The sequence below is a fragment of the Frateuria sp. genome (assembly GCF_035944355.1).
GTDB lineage: Bacteria > Pseudomonadota > Gammaproteobacteria > Xanthomonadales > Rhodanobacteraceae > Frateuria_A.
The window spans coordinates 110840-123406 of record NZ_DASZBH010000014.1 but is presented as its reverse complement, the minus strand read 5'-3'; the positions used below and the strand labels follow the sequence as shown (position 1 = coordinate 123406).

Here is a 12567-nt window from a genome sequence, read left to right as displayed (position 1 = left end):
CTGGCAGCGCCAGCTTACCGCCGGGTGGGCTTCGCCTTTTCGTGTGGTGTCCATCCCCTTTTTTTGGCCTGAAACCGACCTTCAACGGAAGGCAATTCTCATGAGCGCCGTTTCAACCGACCTCAACCTTAGGGTTCGCCGCCCGCTCCGGACCATCCCGGAGCCCGACCTGGCCAAGCTGTCCAGCGAAGCGCGCGCGGTGCAGTACGCCTGCGAGAACAGCGGCCTGCAGGACAAGTCGATCGCCATCGAGATCGGCGTGGACCCGGCCGTGCTGTCCAAGGCGAAGGCCGGGCAGGCGAGGCTCAACGACGAGGCGCTGGACGCCCTGATGGACGCCACCGGCATCGAGGCGCCGCTGTTCGCGCTGCTGCTGCGCCGCGGCTACGACCCGCGCAGCCTGCGCCGCTTCGAGACGGACGTGGAGCGCGAGAACCGCCAGCTGCGCGAGCGCCTTTCCTCCCTTGAGACCGAGCGCGAGATCGAGCGCCGGACCATCCGCGAACTGATGGGAGCGCGCGCATGACCCTCCTCTTTCCGAAGCGCAAACCGCGCGCCCGCATGCACCCGCAGGATCTACCTACGCCCGTAGGCGTCAACGTGACGCTGACCCGGCGTGAAGCCGAGCTCGAGCGTGGAATCGACCTGGACCTGGCCGGCTGCGACGTCGACCACATCCGCAAGCACCTGCCCAGCCAGCCCGTCAGCGCCAACCTGCGCGCCCGCCGCTTCGCTGCGGTGCTGGACCGGGAGGCTGCGTTCCTGGCCGACAAGACCGGCACCGTCGAGCCGCCCGAGCGCTGGGAGGTGGTCGACGCCTGCCGGTTCGCGGCCGAGTTCATCCGGGACTCGCTGGTGATCGCATGACGCGCCGCCGCGGAACCCATGAGCACGTCGCGGCCGTGCTGGCCGATGGCCCCAAGACTGCCTACGAGATCGCCGAGCAGCTGAACAGCACCTTCGACGGCATCACGGCCTGCCTGCGCGGCATGCGCAACCGCAAGGAGGTCGTGCGGCTCAAGCCCGCCGCGCTCGGCAAGCCGTGCCGCTACCGGCTGCGGGAGGGCGCGTGCAACTGATCCCCATCGCCCAACTGGCCGACTACCTGCGCCGCCCAGGCGTACCGGCGCGCGTCTCTGCAGAGGACGCCGAGTGGTTCCGTTGCCCCCGGTGCGCGCGCCGCGGCTACGACGTTGACGCTTGGTTGCCGATGACCGACGAGTTCTGGGCGACCCATCGCGGTCGCCTGATCCTGAGCGCCTGCAAGGCGTGCCGCGCCGACGTCTCCCGCAAGGCCCGCGGCATCGTGCCGGCCGGCCGGAGGGCGATGGCCACATGAACTACTTCGAGTTCCACATCGGGGACTACGAGAAGGGCACGGCGCACCTGACGGCCTGCGAGGACGGCATCTACGGACGCCTGATCCGCCGGTATTACGACACTGAAGCCCCGCTGCCCTTGGACCTCAAGGCTCTGCAGCGGCTGGTCCGCGCCCGTACCCGTGATGAGAAGGCCGCCGTGGAAACCGTGCTGGAGGAGTTTTTCCAGCAGCAGGAGGACGGCTGGCACCACAAGCGTTGCGACGAGGAAATCGCCCGCTTCGCAGAGAAGCGCGAGAAGGCAAAGCGCAGTGCGGAAGCTCGCTGGTCCAACCGTGCCGAGCATACCGAACGCAATGCGAACGCATCAGCGAACGCAATGCGAACGCATTGCGATGGCAATGCTCTCCAATCACCAGACACCAGTAACCAAGATCAAGAGCAAAAGCTTTCGGCACGCACACAGATCCCTCAGGGCGACGGGACCGAAGCCGGGCGCGCGTGCCTGCTGTTGAAGCAAGCCGGCTGTGCCAGGGCCAGCGCCAGCCATCCCGATCTCCTCGCCGCGTTGTCCGAGGGCGTCACGCCCGAGGCAATCCGCGACACCTACCTCGAATTCCCCGACGCGCGGAACCCGTTCGCCTACGCGATCAGCACCGCGCGGGGACGGCATGCCGACGGCGCCAAGCCGATCGCGACCGGACCACCGCGGCGCACGAATGGCCAGCAACCCCTCGGCAAGACCGCCCAAGCACTGCACACCCTGGAGGCCATGAAACATGGATCAGACCTGGATCAAGAACGAAATCCTCACGGGCTTCCAGAAGCTCCTCACGCTCGGCTTGGATCGGACACCCGCCGGTGAAGTCCTCCCTGGCACGGCCATGACCTGGCTGGAAACGATCACGGACGGGCGCAAGTTCGAGCAGGAGCGCGACACTCCGCGCTTCCGCGCAGCCTTCCGCTCGCTGGCCGCTCGCTGCACGCACTGGCCAGCCCCCCGCGAGTTCCTCGAAGCCCTGCCGCGGATGGAAGGCGAGCCCCGGCTCAAGCGGCTGGAACGGCCCGAAGCCCGTGCTGCTGGTGCGCGCGCCATCGCCGAGATCACCGAGCTGCTCGGCCTGAACGAGCCGCCGCAGGCGTTCCAGACGCCCGAGGGGGAAGCCGATGACTTCCTTGGCTGATCGCGTGCTCTCCCAGCGCATGCCGCGCCAGGTGCTGCGCGCTCGCATGGGCCTGTTCCTCGCCGGTCCCATGCCGACCATCGCGGAACTGCGCCGGCGCTTCCAGCTCGGCCTGTCTGCCGGGTGCTACTGGCACGCGCTGATCGCAAGGGCACGACGGGAGTTCGCCGCATGAGCGCCGATCCCGCCAGCTTCGCGTGCGCGCGAGAGGACGGTTCCGCTTTTTCGACTTCGGCGGAGGCGCCGGGTTGGCCGACATGCGTCGTGAGCCCCTACGCCAAAAACGCCGCCGGATACGGCGTGAAGCGTGTCGGCGGAACCCTCCATCGCCACCACCGCCTGGTGTACGCGGAATCCCGCGGTGTCTCGATCGACAGTCTGCGCGGCTTAGAGGTGATGCACCTCTGCGACAACCCTGCCTGCGTGAATCCTTGCCACCTGCAACTCGGCACGCATACCGACAACATGCGGGACATGTTTGCCAAAGGTCGGCGAGTGGCCGCAGTGGGGGAAAGCAACGGCCGGGCGCGACTTACCGAAGCGCAGGTGAAAGAGATTCGCGCCAGCGGAGGGAGCCAACGCCAAATTGCCGCTCGTTTCGGCATCGCAAATTCGCAGGTAAGTCTGATCAAGCGCCGCAAGATATGGAGGCACCTGTGAGGCTCGTGCTGCCATATCCCGTGAGTGCCAATAGGTACTGGAGGAGCTTCGTCCCGCGTGGCGGGAGTCGAGCCATTGTCTGCGTAAGCGACGAGGCGAAAGCCTACAAGCGCGAAGTTGCGCAATTGGCGGCATTGGCTGGGATACGAGAACCGATCGCCGGCCGCGTGCGCGTGGACATAAGGCTTTTCCCGAATCGCCCTAAGGACTACGCGAAGCGCGCCCGCAAGGATCCGGACGGCTGGGCCGACACGGTGCAGTGCCTGGACCTGGACAACGCCCGCAAGGTGCTCAACGACGCGCTCAAAGGCATCGCGTTCGAGGATGACAAGTGGATCAAGGCCGACAGCGGCGCGATCTGCGAGCCCGACGAGCACGGCGCGCGCGTGGTGGTCGAGATCACGCCGATCGTGCGCAAGGCGATCGCGCCGGGGCTGTTCGGGGTGACGGCGTGACGGTGACGCGCCCCATCGTTCGCTACCACGGTGGCAAGTGGAAGCTGGCGCCGTGGATCATCGCCAATCTGCCCCCGCACCGCATCTACGTCGAGCCTTTCGGTGGCGGTGGCTCCGTGCTGCTGCGCAAGCCGCGCAGCTATGCCGAGGTCTACAACGACTTGGACGGCGAAATCGTCAACGTGTTTCGCGTGATGCGCGATCGGGGCGCGGAACTGCGTGAGGCCATCCGCCTTACGCCGTTCAGCCGCGCCGAGTTTGCCGCGTCGTACATCGCTGACTGCAATCCGCTTGAACAGGCCCGCCGCACCATCTTGCGCAGCTTCCAAGGGTTCGGCAGCGCAGCGGCATGCGGCGAGTTGTCCGGATTCCGTGCCAACAGCAACCGGTCTGGCACTACGCCTGCGCACGACTGGGCGAACTATGCCGACGCAGTCGAGGCGCTGATCGAGCGGTTGCGTGGCGTGGTGATCGAGCAGCGCGACGCGATGGCCGTGATGGTGCACCAGGACGGCCCCGAGACCTTGCATTACGTCGACCCGCCCTACGTGCATTCGACGCGATCAACGAAGGTCAACCACGATCTTGCCCGCAAGTCGTACAAGCACGAACTCACCGACCAGCAGCACGAGGCGCTGGCGTCCGGGCTGAAGTTGCTCGATGGCGCGGTGGTGTTGTCTGGCTATGCCTCCGAGTTGTACTGCGACCTCTACGCGGGCTGGCGGCGCGTCGAACGCGTGGCGCATGCCGATGGCGCCCGAGAGCGCATCGAATGTCTGTGGCTGAACGAACGCGCCAGCGATGGGCAGAAGCAGCAAAGGCTGATCGCATGACCCCGATCCACTGCGCCACCTGCCAGCACTTCCGCCCCGACGCGAGCAACCCACCCGCCGCGATGGGCGAGTGCGCCAAGGGCCTCGGCTGGAACTTCCCGATGGCGCCGCACTGGTGCAAGAAGCACGAGGCCGTGCCGGAGCCGGCGCATGGCTGAGTGCGTGCACTTCCTCGAGCTGGCCATCGCCATCCAGTCCGAGCGCGACGCCGCGCGCCGCCTGCAGCTGCTGCGCGAGCTGCCCGTGCTGGCGCGCGAGCCGGTGCTGGCCTGGCTCTGGGCCGACGTGGAGCGGCCCTACAGCAACGCCGACCACGCGCTGGCCGGTGCCCTGACGAGGGCGGCGAACGATGGTTGAGACGCTCACGCGCCCCGAACTCGCCACCGAACGCGCCCTGGCCCGGCGTCTGCGCCTGAAGGTCACCGCCGCCGGCGGCTGCGCCTACTGCATCCACCGACTCACGAACTGGGGCGGCTGCACCGCGGGCCGCGCCTTCCCGCTGTGCATGAAGACCAAGGGCATCGCGTTTGAGCCTGATTACGATCGACTGAAGGGGGAATCCACATGCACATCGGGAAGCTGATGGCACGACTCAACGCCAAGAACGTCCGCTTCGACGTCGGCTCCGGTGGCATCCCGGAGCTCACCAGCACGGACATTGCCGCAGCCCTAGGCATGGTGCCCGCCGGCCTGGGGCGCGAGCTGCTCTGCCGGATGTGGTGGCCCGATGGCGCCGCGCTCAACGCGCATGAACTGCGCGGCCTGCTGGATGGTGCCCTGTTTGGCGAATGGCGGGAGCGAGCCGACGCGATGGTCACGGCGCAGATCCGTATCGTGACGGCGGGCAACAACGCCGAGCGCCAGCGGCTGGCCCGATCTGCGCTGGATGCCGCCCGGGCGCGCATGTGGCCCAGCCTCTGCGAGACCTACGCGAAGCTGCGCGATGCCGTGGTCGAGGAACTATGCGATCCGCGGCTCTGCCCGGACTGCGCAGGGCGGGGCGAGCTAAGCCGCGGCGGGGTGGTGCGAACCTGCGAGCGGTGCGAGGGCACGGGGCGCACGGCGCGCGGGACGAACTGGCGCGCCGAACGCCTGGGCATGCTGCACCAGTCCTACCCGCGGTGGGATGACGTGTACCAGTGGCTCCTGGCCCGCTGCTCGGACGAAGTGCAGGCGGCCGGCAGGGCGATGGCTGACGCGGTGGATTCGGCAGTTTCCTGACTGCCGATTGCCCCTCTACAATGCCTCTGCCGCTTCGGCCCACTGAAGCGAACGTGACCCCAAGCCCGCCCCTCCCAGGCGGGCTTTTTTGTTGCCCTTTTGCCGCATCGCTTCACCGGGACAACGCCCACAAAGGCCCGAGGGGCGGCGATGGGCTGCGGCAAACCAACTGGAGCAGACCATGCACTACCGCAACGGCCGCGAGGCCCACAACGGCGACAAAATCGTCATGCTCGGCAGCAACGGCGCCATCGTCGCGTGCGGCATCCTGTTCGACGCTAAGCCGGGCAACGACTACTGCAACGGCAGCATCGCTCCCATGTTCGGCGGCCAGGTGAGCTACGCCTGCATGTGCGACTGCCTGCACCAGGACGACCTGGCAGCGGTCCTCGCCGAGAAGGGCCTCGACAAGCGCCCCCCTGGCAAATAACCCGGCCATCAACCCGCCTTCCCAGTCAGCCCGCCTTGAGCGGGCTTTTTGTTGCACGGAGCCTCCCATGCCACCCATCAATACCGGCTCCGGCATCGTCGAGAAGACGATGGCGCACCTGCTGCCGGCCAAGTTCGACGGCGTCGTGTCGCGCATCCTGCTGCTGGCGGTTGGCCTACAGGAGTCGCGCTTCGAGCACCGCCTGCAGCAGGGCGGTCCGGCCCGCAGCTACTGGCAGTTCGAGCAGGCCGGTGGCATCACCGGGGTGCTCAAGCACCCGGCCAGCTCCGGGTATGCGCGCGCCTTCTGCGGCCTGCGTGCGGTCGCGCCGGTGGCCAGCGACGTCTATGCGGCGTTCCTGAGCGACGATCTGCTGGCCTGCGCGTTCGCGCGCCTGCTCCTCTGGACCGACCCCGCGCCGCTGCCGGCGCTCGGCGATCGCCAAGCCGCGTGGGAGTACTACCACCGCACCTGGAGGCCGGGCGCCTTCGATCATGGCGACGAGGCTCAGCGCAAGGAAATTCGCGAGCGCTGGGACGAGAGCTACGTCGATGCAACGAACGCGGTCCTCGCGACCTGGCGGACCACCGTATGACTGAGCCAGTCACCTCGGCGCTCGGCATCAAGCTGAGCAGCACAATTGCCGGGTTTGCCGGTGGCGTGGTCTCGCTCGCCTTCGTGCAAGGCCTCTCCCGCATGCAGGCGATCATGGCGGTGGTGGTCGGCTCGCTCACCGCGGCCTACCTGACGCCTGCCGTTGTGGCCAAGCTGAGCATCAGCCCGGAGCTGCAGAGCGGCGCTGCCTTCGTGATCGGCCTGTGCGCCATGAGCATCATCCCGGCGATCAAGCGCGCCGTCGCGCGCCGCGCGGAGGCGCTGCCGGGCACCGACAACCAAGGCGCCCCGAAATGAGCGCGCTCGTGGTGCTGGACGTGATCCTGCTGGTGCTCGCCCTGCTGGCCGCCGGTGATGCGCTGCGCCAGCTGCAGGCGCTTCATTACCCCGCGCACGCGGCGGTGCTGGTGCTGATTGTCGTGGGGGCGTTCATCGACATCGTCCTCGCCATGCACGGTCGTCAGGTGCACGGCTGGGCGATCGCCTGGCATGCCGGCATGGCGGCTGCGGGCGTGATGGCGCTGCTCTACCCGCCGGAGGCGCATCGATGGGAACGGTACTGAAAGCCCTCCTGGGCGCCCTGGTCAACGTCCTCGTCGGCTGGTGGACGAACCGGCAGGCGGCCCGCGCGCAGCAGCGCGCCGCCGATGACCAGGCGTTTGCCGACACCGACACCGCCGCCATCCGCGAGCACGCGTCGGTGGCGATCGAACACGCAAGGGAGAGGACCGATGCCGCGATGGCCACTGCTGGTGCTGCTGCTGATCCCGTGCAGCTGCGCGACGACGTACAAGCCGCGGTCGACCGAGCCAACGCCGTCGATCCAGTGCGATGAGCATGCCCCGTTCGAGCCTCTTCCAGCGTATCCGCGCATGGCTGGGGATCTCGCTGCCTACAGCCACGCCCAGTCCCTCTGGGCGATCGAGGTCGCCGGTATCACCGAGCGCAACGCCCTCAAGCGCCGCGCAACCGCCGATTGCCTCGACGCCTACCGCAGGCGCGGCGTCATCCTTTAACCCAACGGAGTCGACCATGAACCTCAAGGCCCTGATCACCGCGCTGACGCTGATCCCCTCGTTCCTCACCCTCGTCAACCAGACCGTGCAGGCCGTCGAGCAGGCGCTGTCCGGCCTCTCCGGCGCCGACAAGCTCAAGGCGGCCGAGGCGCAGATCAACGCGTTCCTGGCTGCGGCCATCGCCGATACCAAGGTGCTCACCGACGTGCAGGCCATCCTTGCGCCGGTGATCGGCTCGGCGGTGGCGGCGTTCAATGCGGCCGGGCTGTTCAAGCACGGGCCCAAGGCCGTGGCCGATCCGGCCCCCGTGCTCTGACACGGCGATGACAGCCGAGCACTTATTCGCGGGGCTGGCCATCGCCAGCCTCGCGGGCCTGGTGCTGCTGATCGTCTGGTGCGAGTGGCCGCGCAAGCCCAGGCCGACGTACCGCGCCACCGTCCCGGCCAGCCGCTGGCCGCCGCATAGTGAACCCTGATCCATGGCCAAGCAGCCCACGGCCAAGAAGATCACGAAGCGCAATGGCAAGCCCGCCGGCGTGCGGGGGGCGGACCGCAAGTACGACCGCGCCAAGCTGGTGCCGAAGATCTGCGCGCGCCTGGCCACCGGCAAAGAGCCGATGGCCGTGATCTGCCGCGACCTGAAGGTGCCGGTGCGCACGGTCAACGACTGGCGCGCCGCTGACCCGGACATCGCGGCCCAGTTCGACGAGGCGCGCGACCTGGGCTACGACGCGATCGCGCACGACACGCTGGTGATCGCTGACACGCCGCTGGTGGGCGTGGTCGAAAAGCTCGAGCTGGTCAAGTCGAAGAACGGCCGTTCCAAGCTGGTCGTCACCGAGCGTCGAAACGAGGACATGCTCGGCCACCGCAAGCTGCAGGTGGAGACGCGCCTCAAGCTGCTGGCGAAGTGGGATCCGCGCCGCTACGGCGACAAGCAGCAGCTGGATCACACCTCCAGCGACAGGAGCATGACCCCGGCGCCGGCGATGTCGAAGCAGGAGCTGCGTGAGGTGGTGCAGGCCGTCACCGAGAAGTTCTGACGTGCTGGCGCTGACGCCGAAGGAGCGCGCCGCGGCCGTGTACGCGGCCGGCGCCGACCTCTACACGTTCGCCCGCTGGATGTTCCTTCAGCGCAAGGGCTTCGCCTGGCAGCGGGCCCGGCACCACGCGATCGTCTGCGACGCGCTGATGCGGGTGTTCTCGGGTGAGTGCACGCGCCTGATCATCAATATCCCGCCGCGCTACTCCAAGACGGAGCTGGCGGTGGTCAACTTCATGGCCTGGGCGCTGGGGCAGGTGCCGGACGCGGAGTTCATCCACACCAGCTACTCGGGCAAGCTCGCCACCGGCAACGCCTGGCAGACCCGCGAGCTGGTGCAGTCGTCGGCCTACCGGGAGATTTTCCCGGAGACGGTGCTGCGCCAGGACAGCGCCGCGAAGGACGAGTGGCGCACCACGGCCGGTGGCTGCGTCTACGCGGTCGGCGACGGCGGCACGATCACCGGCTACGGCGCGGGCAAGCACCGGGAGGGCTTCGGCGGCGCCATCATCATTGACGACCCGCACAAGGCCGACGAGGCGCGCAGCGACACTGTCCGAAACGGCGTGATCGAGTGGTTCCAGAACACGCTGGAGAGCCGCCAGAACTACCCGGGCAAGACGCCCATCATCCTGATCATGCAGCGCCTGCACGAGCGCGACCTGGCGGGGTGGTTGCTGGACGGCGGCAACGGCGAGACGTGGGAGCATGTCTGCCTGCCGGCGATCACGGCGGAGGGCAATGCGCTGTGGCCGGAGAAGCACGACCTGGCCATGCTGCAGCGCATGCAGACCGCGGCGCCCTACACGTTCGCCGGGCAGTACCAGCAGGCGCCCTCCGCACCCGAGGGCAACATCATCAAGCCCGACCGCCTGGAGGTGGTCGACGCGCTGCCGGCGGAGGGCATCCGCTGGGTGCGGGCCTGGGACCTCGCCTCGAGCGCGCCCAAGGCGGGCAGCGATCCGGACTGGACCGTGGGCAAGAAGTGGGGCAAGGACGCGGCCGGCCGGTTCTACATCGCCGACGTGGTGCGCATGCGCGGCACGCCCGACGAGGTGGAGGCCTGCATCGTCAACACCGCCGCGCGCGACGGCAAGGCGGTGCGAATCTCGATCCCGCAGGACCCGGGGCAGGCCGGCAAATCGCAGGTGCTCTACCTGACGAAGAAGCTGGCCGGCTACAGGGTGACCTCCAGTCCGGAGACGGGCGACAAGGTGACCCGCGCCGAGCCGATGGCCGCGCAGATCAACGTGGGGAACGTGAGCATGCTCAAGGCGCCGTGGAATGACGCGCTGGTCGCAGAGATGCGGGTGTTCCCCAACGGCGCGCACGACGACCAGGTAGACGCCGGCAGTCGCGCCTTCAACCAGCTGACCGCGAAGGCGGGGCCGCTGTCCATCTCTGACGAACTGCTCAGGCGAGCCTGATGACCGCACGCAAGGCAAAAACGGGCGCCAACAAGCGGCCGGCGGGGAAGGGTGCGCCCAAGGCGACCGAGAAGAAGGCGCTCCGCATCAGCCCGACCCTGCTGGCTTCCCTGCTGGCGCAACCGGCGCCAACCGCCCCGGCGCGCGAGCTGGTGACGTACCAGCCGGCGCCTGGCGTTGTGCCGGCCGACCGCCTGGAGGCGACGATGGCGCAGGACGCCACGCCCTATGGCTATGTCGGCGGCCTGGGCGCGTTCGGCTGCCAGAACCACTTCCCCGGCTACCCGTACCTCGCGCAGATGGCGCAGCGGCCCGAGTACCGCAAGATGGTGGCCACACTGGCCGAGGAGATGACCCGCAAGTGGATCTGCCTGCGGGCGAGCGGTGAGGAGGACAAGTCCGAGCGGATCCAGCAGCTGGACGCCGCCATCCGCCGCTTCAAGCTGCGCGAGCACTTCCGCCAGGCCGTAGAGCACGACGGCTACTTCGGCCGCGGACAGCTCTACGTCGAGGTCAAGAAGCCCGGCGGTGCGCTGGCCAGCGACGACGATGCCGAGCTTCAAACGCTGCTCTCCCTGTCGAACAAGAAGCTTCCCAAGGGATCGCTGGTCGCCTTCCGACTGGTCGAGCCCATGTGGACCTATCCGGGCCTCTACAACTCGACCAACCCGCTGGCCAAGGACTTCTACCAGCCATTCAGCTGGTATGTGATGGGCAAGACGGTGCACGCCAGCCGGATGCTGATGTTCATCTCGCGCCCGGTGCCGGATCTGCTGAAGGCGGCCTACAGTTTCGGCGGCCTGAGCATGTCCCAGCTGGCCGAGCCCTACGTCGAGCACTGGATCCGCACGCGCAACAGCGTGTCCGACATCGTGCACTCGTTTTCGGTGTCGGGCCTGAAGACCAGCCTCGATTCGACCCTGGCCGGCGAATCCGGCACGCAACTGATCAACCGCGCGGAGCTGTTCAACCGCGTGCGCGATAACCGCGGCCTGATGCTGCTGGACATGGAGTCCGAGGACTTCTTCCAGTTCAACACGCCGCTGTCCGGCCTGGACGCCCTGCAGGCTCAGGCGCAGGAGCAGATGGCGTCGGTGTCCAATATCCCGCTGGTCAAGCTGCTGGGCATCACGCCCACCGGCCTGAACGCCTCCAGCGAGGGTGAGATCCGGGTGTTCTACGACTACGTGCACTCCCAGCAAGAGCTGCACCGCGAGCCGCTCAAGCGCGCGATCGACCTGATCCAGCTGTCGGAGTTCGGCGAGATTGATCCGGACATCGACTTCATGTTCGAGCCGCTGCATCAGCTGAGCGACCTCGAGCAGGCGCAGGTGCGCAAGGCGGACGCGGACACCGATCAGGTGCTCATCGATGCGGGCGTGATCACGCAGGAAGAGGCGCGCAAGCGGCTGGCGGCCGATCCGGATAGCCCGTACCACGGGCTGGAGGAGCGCGAGGACCTGGGCGAGGACGGCGAGGACGAGGTCGGTGCCCAGCCCAAAGCCTAAGACCCTGCGCCCGGTGCGCCCGAACGCAGGGCTGCAGGCGTGGTACCGGCGCCAACTGGACAAGCACATCCGCGAGATGCACCAGTCGCTGGTGTACTGGCTCAGCGCCGAATACAAGGCGCAGGGCTTGGCGATGGATGCCGATGGCGGCGCCACGCTGGCGATGCGCGGCTCGCTGCGCAAGCTCGCACACCGCTGGCAATGGGTGTTCGACAAGCTGGCGGACTCGCTCAGCCGACGCATCGCCGAGCGCGTGCTCTCCCATGCCGATGCCGGGCTGCGGGCCGGGGTGAAGGGCGAGGGCTTCACGGTCAAGTTCACCATGACCACCGACATGCAGAACGCCTACCAGGCGGTCATCGGCGAGCAGGTGGGCCTGATCAAGTCCATCGCCGAACAGCACCTGACGGAGGTCGAGGGGCTGGTGATGCGCTCGGTGGCGCGCGGGCGCGACCTGGGCACGCTGACGAAGGAGCTGGAAGCACGCTATGGCGTGACTCGGCGGCGCGCGGCGCTGATCGCTCGCGACCAGAACAACAAGGCCACCAGCACGCTCACCGCCGCGCGCCAGAAGGCCCTGGGCATCACCGAGGGAGTCTGGAAGCACTCCCTCGGCGGCAAGCACCCGCGGCCGGCGCACCTGAAGGCCAGCGGGACCACCTTCGAGCTGGCCAAGGGCCTGTTCCTCGACGGCAAGTGGGTGATGCCGGGCGAGGAGATCAACTGCCGCTGTACCTGGGCGCCGGTCATTCCCGGCTTCGACGCGTAGGCGTATTATGCCGGGTAACGATTTCGTCGGAGTCAGATGATGTGGGGAAAATCTAAGCCATCGAGTGAAGCTGTAGTTCCTTACACCA

26 protein-coding genes are annotated in these 12567 nt (G+C 67.8%); all 26 read left to right on the top strand.

Annotation, left to right across the window (positions count from 1 at the left end; translation table 11 throughout):
* Nucleotides 1-100 precede the first annotated feature (100 nt).
* The 26 genes from VGU03_RS11030 (at nucleotide 101) to VGU03_RS10905 (ending at nucleotide 12479) form a co-directional block, all read left to right on the top strand.
* Nucleotides 101-526 (top strand): hypothetical protein, encoded by a 426-nt coding sequence (locus VGU03_RS11030; RefSeq protein ID WP_327480485.1) that lies wholly within the window; start codon nucleotides 101-103, stop codon nucleotides 524-526.
* Complete coding sequence (locus VGU03_RS11025) at nucleotides 523-867, top strand: hypothetical protein (protein WP_327480483.1); 345 nt, start codon at nucleotides 523-525, stop codon at nucleotides 865-867. Before VGU03_RS11030 ends, VGU03_RS11025 begins: the two co-directional genes overlap by 4 nt.
* Nucleotides 864-1079: a hypothetical protein gene (locus VGU03_RS11020; protein WP_327480481.1), complete on the top strand. Its 216-nt coding sequence runs from the start codon at nucleotides 864-866 to the stop codon at nucleotides 1077-1079. Before VGU03_RS11025 ends, VGU03_RS11020 begins: the two co-directional genes overlap by 4 nt.
* On the top strand, nucleotides 1070-1339 hold the full coding sequence (locus VGU03_RS11015; RefSeq protein WP_327480479.1) for a hypothetical protein: 270 nt from the start codon (nucleotides 1070-1072) through the stop codon (nucleotides 1337-1339). Before VGU03_RS11020 ends, VGU03_RS11015 begins: the two co-directional genes overlap by 10 nt.
* Nucleotides 1336-2184, top strand: a complete 849-nt coding sequence (locus tag VGU03_RS11010; RefSeq protein ID WP_327480477.1) for a YdaU family protein — start codon at nucleotides 1336-1338, stop codon at nucleotides 2182-2184. The genes VGU03_RS11015 and VGU03_RS11010 overlap by 4 nt, the downstream gene beginning before the upstream one ends.
* A complete protein-coding gene (locus VGU03_RS11005; protein WP_327480476.1) occupies nucleotides 2099-2503 on the top strand; it encodes a hypothetical protein in 405 nt (134 codons plus the stop codon). Before VGU03_RS11010 ends, VGU03_RS11005 begins: the two co-directional genes overlap by 86 nt.
* A complete protein-coding gene (locus VGU03_RS11000; protein WP_327480474.1) occupies nucleotides 2487-2678 on the top strand; it encodes a hypothetical protein in 192 nt (63 codons plus the stop codon). Before VGU03_RS11005 ends, VGU03_RS11000 begins: the two co-directional genes overlap by 17 nt.
* The gene (locus VGU03_RS10995; protein WP_327480473.1) at nucleotides 2675-3163 is read left to right on the top strand and encodes an HNH endonuclease; all 489 of its coding nucleotides are present in this window, start codon (nucleotides 2675-2677) and stop codon (nucleotides 3161-3163) included. Before VGU03_RS11000 ends, VGU03_RS10995 begins: the two co-directional genes overlap by 4 nt.
* Entirely contained in the window at nucleotides 3160-3618 is a 459-nt protein-coding gene (locus VGU03_RS10990; protein ID WP_327480471.1) for a RusA family crossover junction endodeoxyribonuclease, read from the top strand. The genes VGU03_RS10995 and VGU03_RS10990 overlap by 4 nt, the downstream gene beginning before the upstream one ends.
* Nucleotides 3615-4451, top strand: coding sequence for a DNA adenine methylase (locus VGU03_RS10985; RefSeq protein ID WP_327480469.1), 837 nt, complete (start codon nucleotides 3615-3617; stop codon nucleotides 4449-4451). Before VGU03_RS10990 ends, VGU03_RS10985 begins: the two co-directional genes overlap by 4 nt.
* Nucleotides 4448-4609, top strand: a complete 162-nt coding sequence (locus VGU03_RS10980) for a hypothetical protein (RefSeq protein ID WP_327480467.1) — start codon at nucleotides 4448-4450, stop codon at nucleotides 4607-4609. The genes VGU03_RS10985 and VGU03_RS10980 overlap by 4 nt, the downstream gene beginning before the upstream one ends.
* Nucleotides 4602-4808, top strand: coding sequence for a hypothetical protein (locus VGU03_RS10975; protein WP_327480465.1), 207 nt, complete (start codon nucleotides 4602-4604; stop codon nucleotides 4806-4808). The genes VGU03_RS10980 and VGU03_RS10975 overlap by 8 nt, the downstream gene beginning before the upstream one ends.
* A complete protein-coding gene (locus VGU03_RS10970) occupies nucleotides 4801-5034 on the top strand; it encodes a hypothetical protein (RefSeq protein ID WP_327480463.1) in 234 nt (77 codons plus the stop codon). Before VGU03_RS10975 ends, VGU03_RS10970 begins: the two co-directional genes overlap by 8 nt.
* Nucleotides 5016-5672, top strand: a complete 657-nt coding sequence (locus VGU03_RS10965) for a hypothetical protein (protein WP_327480461.1) — start codon at nucleotides 5016-5018, stop codon at nucleotides 5670-5672. Before VGU03_RS10970 ends, VGU03_RS10965 begins: the two co-directional genes overlap by 19 nt.
* Nucleotides 5673-5853: 181 nt before the next feature.
* Entirely contained in the window at nucleotides 5854-6102 is a 249-nt protein-coding gene (locus tag VGU03_RS10960; protein ID WP_327480459.1) for a hypothetical protein, read from the top strand.
* A 67-nt stretch (nucleotides 6103-6169) separates the two neighbouring features.
* Nucleotides 6170-6697 (top strand): hypothetical protein, encoded by a 528-nt coding sequence (locus VGU03_RS10955; protein WP_327480457.1) that lies wholly within the window; start codon nucleotides 6170-6172, stop codon nucleotides 6695-6697.
* A complete protein-coding gene (locus tag VGU03_RS10950; RefSeq protein WP_327480455.1) occupies nucleotides 6694-7014 on the top strand; it encodes a peptidase M48, Ste24p in 321 nt (106 codons plus the stop codon). The genes VGU03_RS10955 and VGU03_RS10950 overlap by 4 nt, the downstream gene beginning before the upstream one ends.
* Nucleotides 7011-7280, top strand: a complete 270-nt coding sequence (locus VGU03_RS10945) for a hypothetical protein (RefSeq protein ID WP_327480453.1) — start codon at nucleotides 7011-7013, stop codon at nucleotides 7278-7280. The genes VGU03_RS10950 and VGU03_RS10945 overlap by 4 nt, the downstream gene beginning before the upstream one ends.
* Nucleotides 7265-7552: a hypothetical protein gene (locus VGU03_RS10940; RefSeq protein ID WP_327480451.1), complete on the top strand. Its 288-nt coding sequence runs from the start codon at nucleotides 7265-7267 to the stop codon at nucleotides 7550-7552. The genes VGU03_RS10945 and VGU03_RS10940 overlap by 16 nt, the downstream gene beginning before the upstream one ends.
* Nucleotides 7553-7589: 37 nt before the next feature.
* Entirely contained in the window at nucleotides 7590-7733 is a 144-nt protein-coding gene (locus VGU03_RS10935) for a hypothetical protein (protein ID WP_327480449.1), read from the top strand.
* A 16-nt stretch (nucleotides 7734-7749) separates the two neighbouring features.
* Entirely contained in the window at nucleotides 7750-8049 is a 300-nt protein-coding gene (locus VGU03_RS10930) for a hypothetical protein (RefSeq protein ID WP_327480447.1), read from the top strand.
* A 7-nt stretch (nucleotides 8050-8056) separates the two neighbouring features.
* Complete coding sequence (locus VGU03_RS10925; RefSeq protein WP_327480445.1) at nucleotides 8057-8209, top strand: hypothetical protein; 153 nt, start codon at nucleotides 8057-8059, stop codon at nucleotides 8207-8209.
* A 3-nt stretch (nucleotides 8210-8212) separates the two neighbouring features.
* Complete coding sequence (locus tag VGU03_RS10920; protein WP_327480443.1) at nucleotides 8213-8776, top strand: hypothetical protein; 564 nt, start codon at nucleotides 8213-8215, stop codon at nucleotides 8774-8776.
* A gap of 1 nt (nucleotide 8777) precedes the next feature.
* Nucleotides 8778-10202, top strand: a complete 1425-nt coding sequence (gene terL, locus VGU03_RS10915; RefSeq protein WP_327480441.1) for a phage terminase large subunit — start codon at nucleotides 8778-8780, stop codon at nucleotides 10200-10202.
* On the top strand, nucleotides 10202-11710 hold the full coding sequence (locus tag VGU03_RS10910; protein ID WP_327480439.1) for a DUF1073 domain-containing protein: 1509 nt from the start codon (nucleotides 10202-10204) through the stop codon (nucleotides 11708-11710). Before terL ends, VGU03_RS10910 begins: the two co-directional genes overlap by 1 nt.
* On the top strand, nucleotides 11691-12479 hold the full coding sequence (locus tag VGU03_RS10905) for a phage minor head protein (protein WP_327480437.1): 789 nt from the start codon (nucleotides 11691-11693) through the stop codon (nucleotides 12477-12479). Before VGU03_RS10910 ends, VGU03_RS10905 begins: the two co-directional genes overlap by 20 nt.
* The last annotated feature ends 88 nt before the right edge of the window (nucleotides 12480-12567 follow it).

Excerpts from the sequence above, each read along its gene's own strand:
- VGU03_RS11000 (WP_327480474.1), top strand. The coding sequence starts at position 2,487 with ATGACTTCCTTGGCTGATCGCGTGCTCTCCCAGCGCATGCCGCGCCAG.
- VGU03_RS10945 (WP_327480453.1), top strand. The coding sequence starts at position 7,011 with ATGAGCGCGCTCGTGGTGCTGGACGTGATCCTGCTGGTGCTCGCCCTG.
- VGU03_RS11025 (WP_327480483.1), top strand. The coding sequence starts at position 523 with ATGACCCTCCTCTTTCCGAAGCGCAAACCGCGCGCCCGCATGCACCCG.
- VGU03_RS10980 (WP_327480467.1), top strand. The coding sequence starts at position 4,448 with ATGACCCCGATCCACTGCGCCACCTGCCAGCACTTCCGCCCCGACGCG.
- VGU03_RS10935 (WP_327480449.1), top strand. The coding sequence starts at position 7,590 with ATGGCTGGGGATCTCGCTGCCTACAGCCACGCCCAGTCCCTCTGGGCG.
- VGU03_RS10960 (WP_327480459.1), top strand. The coding sequence starts at position 5,854 with ATGCACTACCGCAACGGCCGCGAGGCCCACAACGGCGACAAAATCGTC.
- VGU03_RS11030 (WP_327480485.1), top strand. The coding sequence starts at position 101 with ATGAGCGCCGTTTCAACCGACCTCAACCTTAGGGTTCGCCGCCCGCTC.
- VGU03_RS10910 (WP_327480439.1), top strand. The coding sequence starts at position 10,202 with ATGACCGCACGCAAGGCAAAAACGGGCGCCAACAAGCGGCCGGCGGGG.
- VGU03_RS11020 (WP_327480481.1), top strand. The coding sequence starts at position 864 with ATGACGCGCCGCCGCGGAACCCATGAGCACGTCGCGGCCGTGCTGGCC.
- VGU03_RS10965 (WP_327480461.1), top strand. The coding sequence starts at position 5,016 with ATGCACATCGGGAAGCTGATGGCACGACTCAACGCCAAGAACGTCCGC.
- VGU03_RS11005 (WP_327480476.1), top strand. The coding sequence starts at position 2,099 with ATGGATCAGACCTGGATCAAGAACGAAATCCTCACGGGCTTCCAGAAG.
- VGU03_RS10970 (WP_327480463.1), top strand. The coding sequence starts at position 4,801 with ATGGTTGAGACGCTCACGCGCCCCGAACTCGCCACCGAACGCGCCCTG.
- VGU03_RS10975 (WP_327480465.1), top strand. The coding sequence starts at position 4,602 with ATGGCTGAGTGCGTGCACTTCCTCGAGCTGGCCATCGCCATCCAGTCC.
- VGU03_RS10955 (WP_327480457.1), top strand. The coding sequence starts at position 6,170 with ATGCCACCCATCAATACCGGCTCCGGCATCGTCGAGAAGACGATGGCG.
- VGU03_RS10940 (WP_327480451.1), top strand. The coding sequence starts at position 7,265 with ATGGGAACGGTACTGAAAGCCCTCCTGGGCGCCCTGGTCAACGTCCTC.
- VGU03_RS10925 (WP_327480445.1), top strand. The coding sequence starts at position 8,057 with ATGACAGCCGAGCACTTATTCGCGGGGCTGGCCATCGCCAGCCTCGCG.
- VGU03_RS10920 (WP_327480443.1), top strand. The coding sequence starts at position 8,213 with ATGGCCAAGCAGCCCACGGCCAAGAAGATCACGAAGCGCAATGGCAAG.
- VGU03_RS10950 (WP_327480455.1), top strand. The coding sequence starts at position 6,694 with ATGACTGAGCCAGTCACCTCGGCGCTCGGCATCAAGCTGAGCAGCACA.
- VGU03_RS10995 (WP_327480473.1), top strand. The coding sequence starts at position 2,675 with ATGAGCGCCGATCCCGCCAGCTTCGCGTGCGCGCGAGAGGACGGTTCC.
- VGU03_RS10930 (WP_327480447.1), top strand. The coding sequence starts at position 7,750 with ATGAACCTCAAGGCCCTGATCACCGCGCTGACGCTGATCCCCTCGTTC.
- VGU03_RS11010 (WP_327480477.1), top strand. The coding sequence starts at position 1,336 with ATGAACTACTTCGAGTTCCACATCGGGGACTACGAGAAGGGCACGGCG.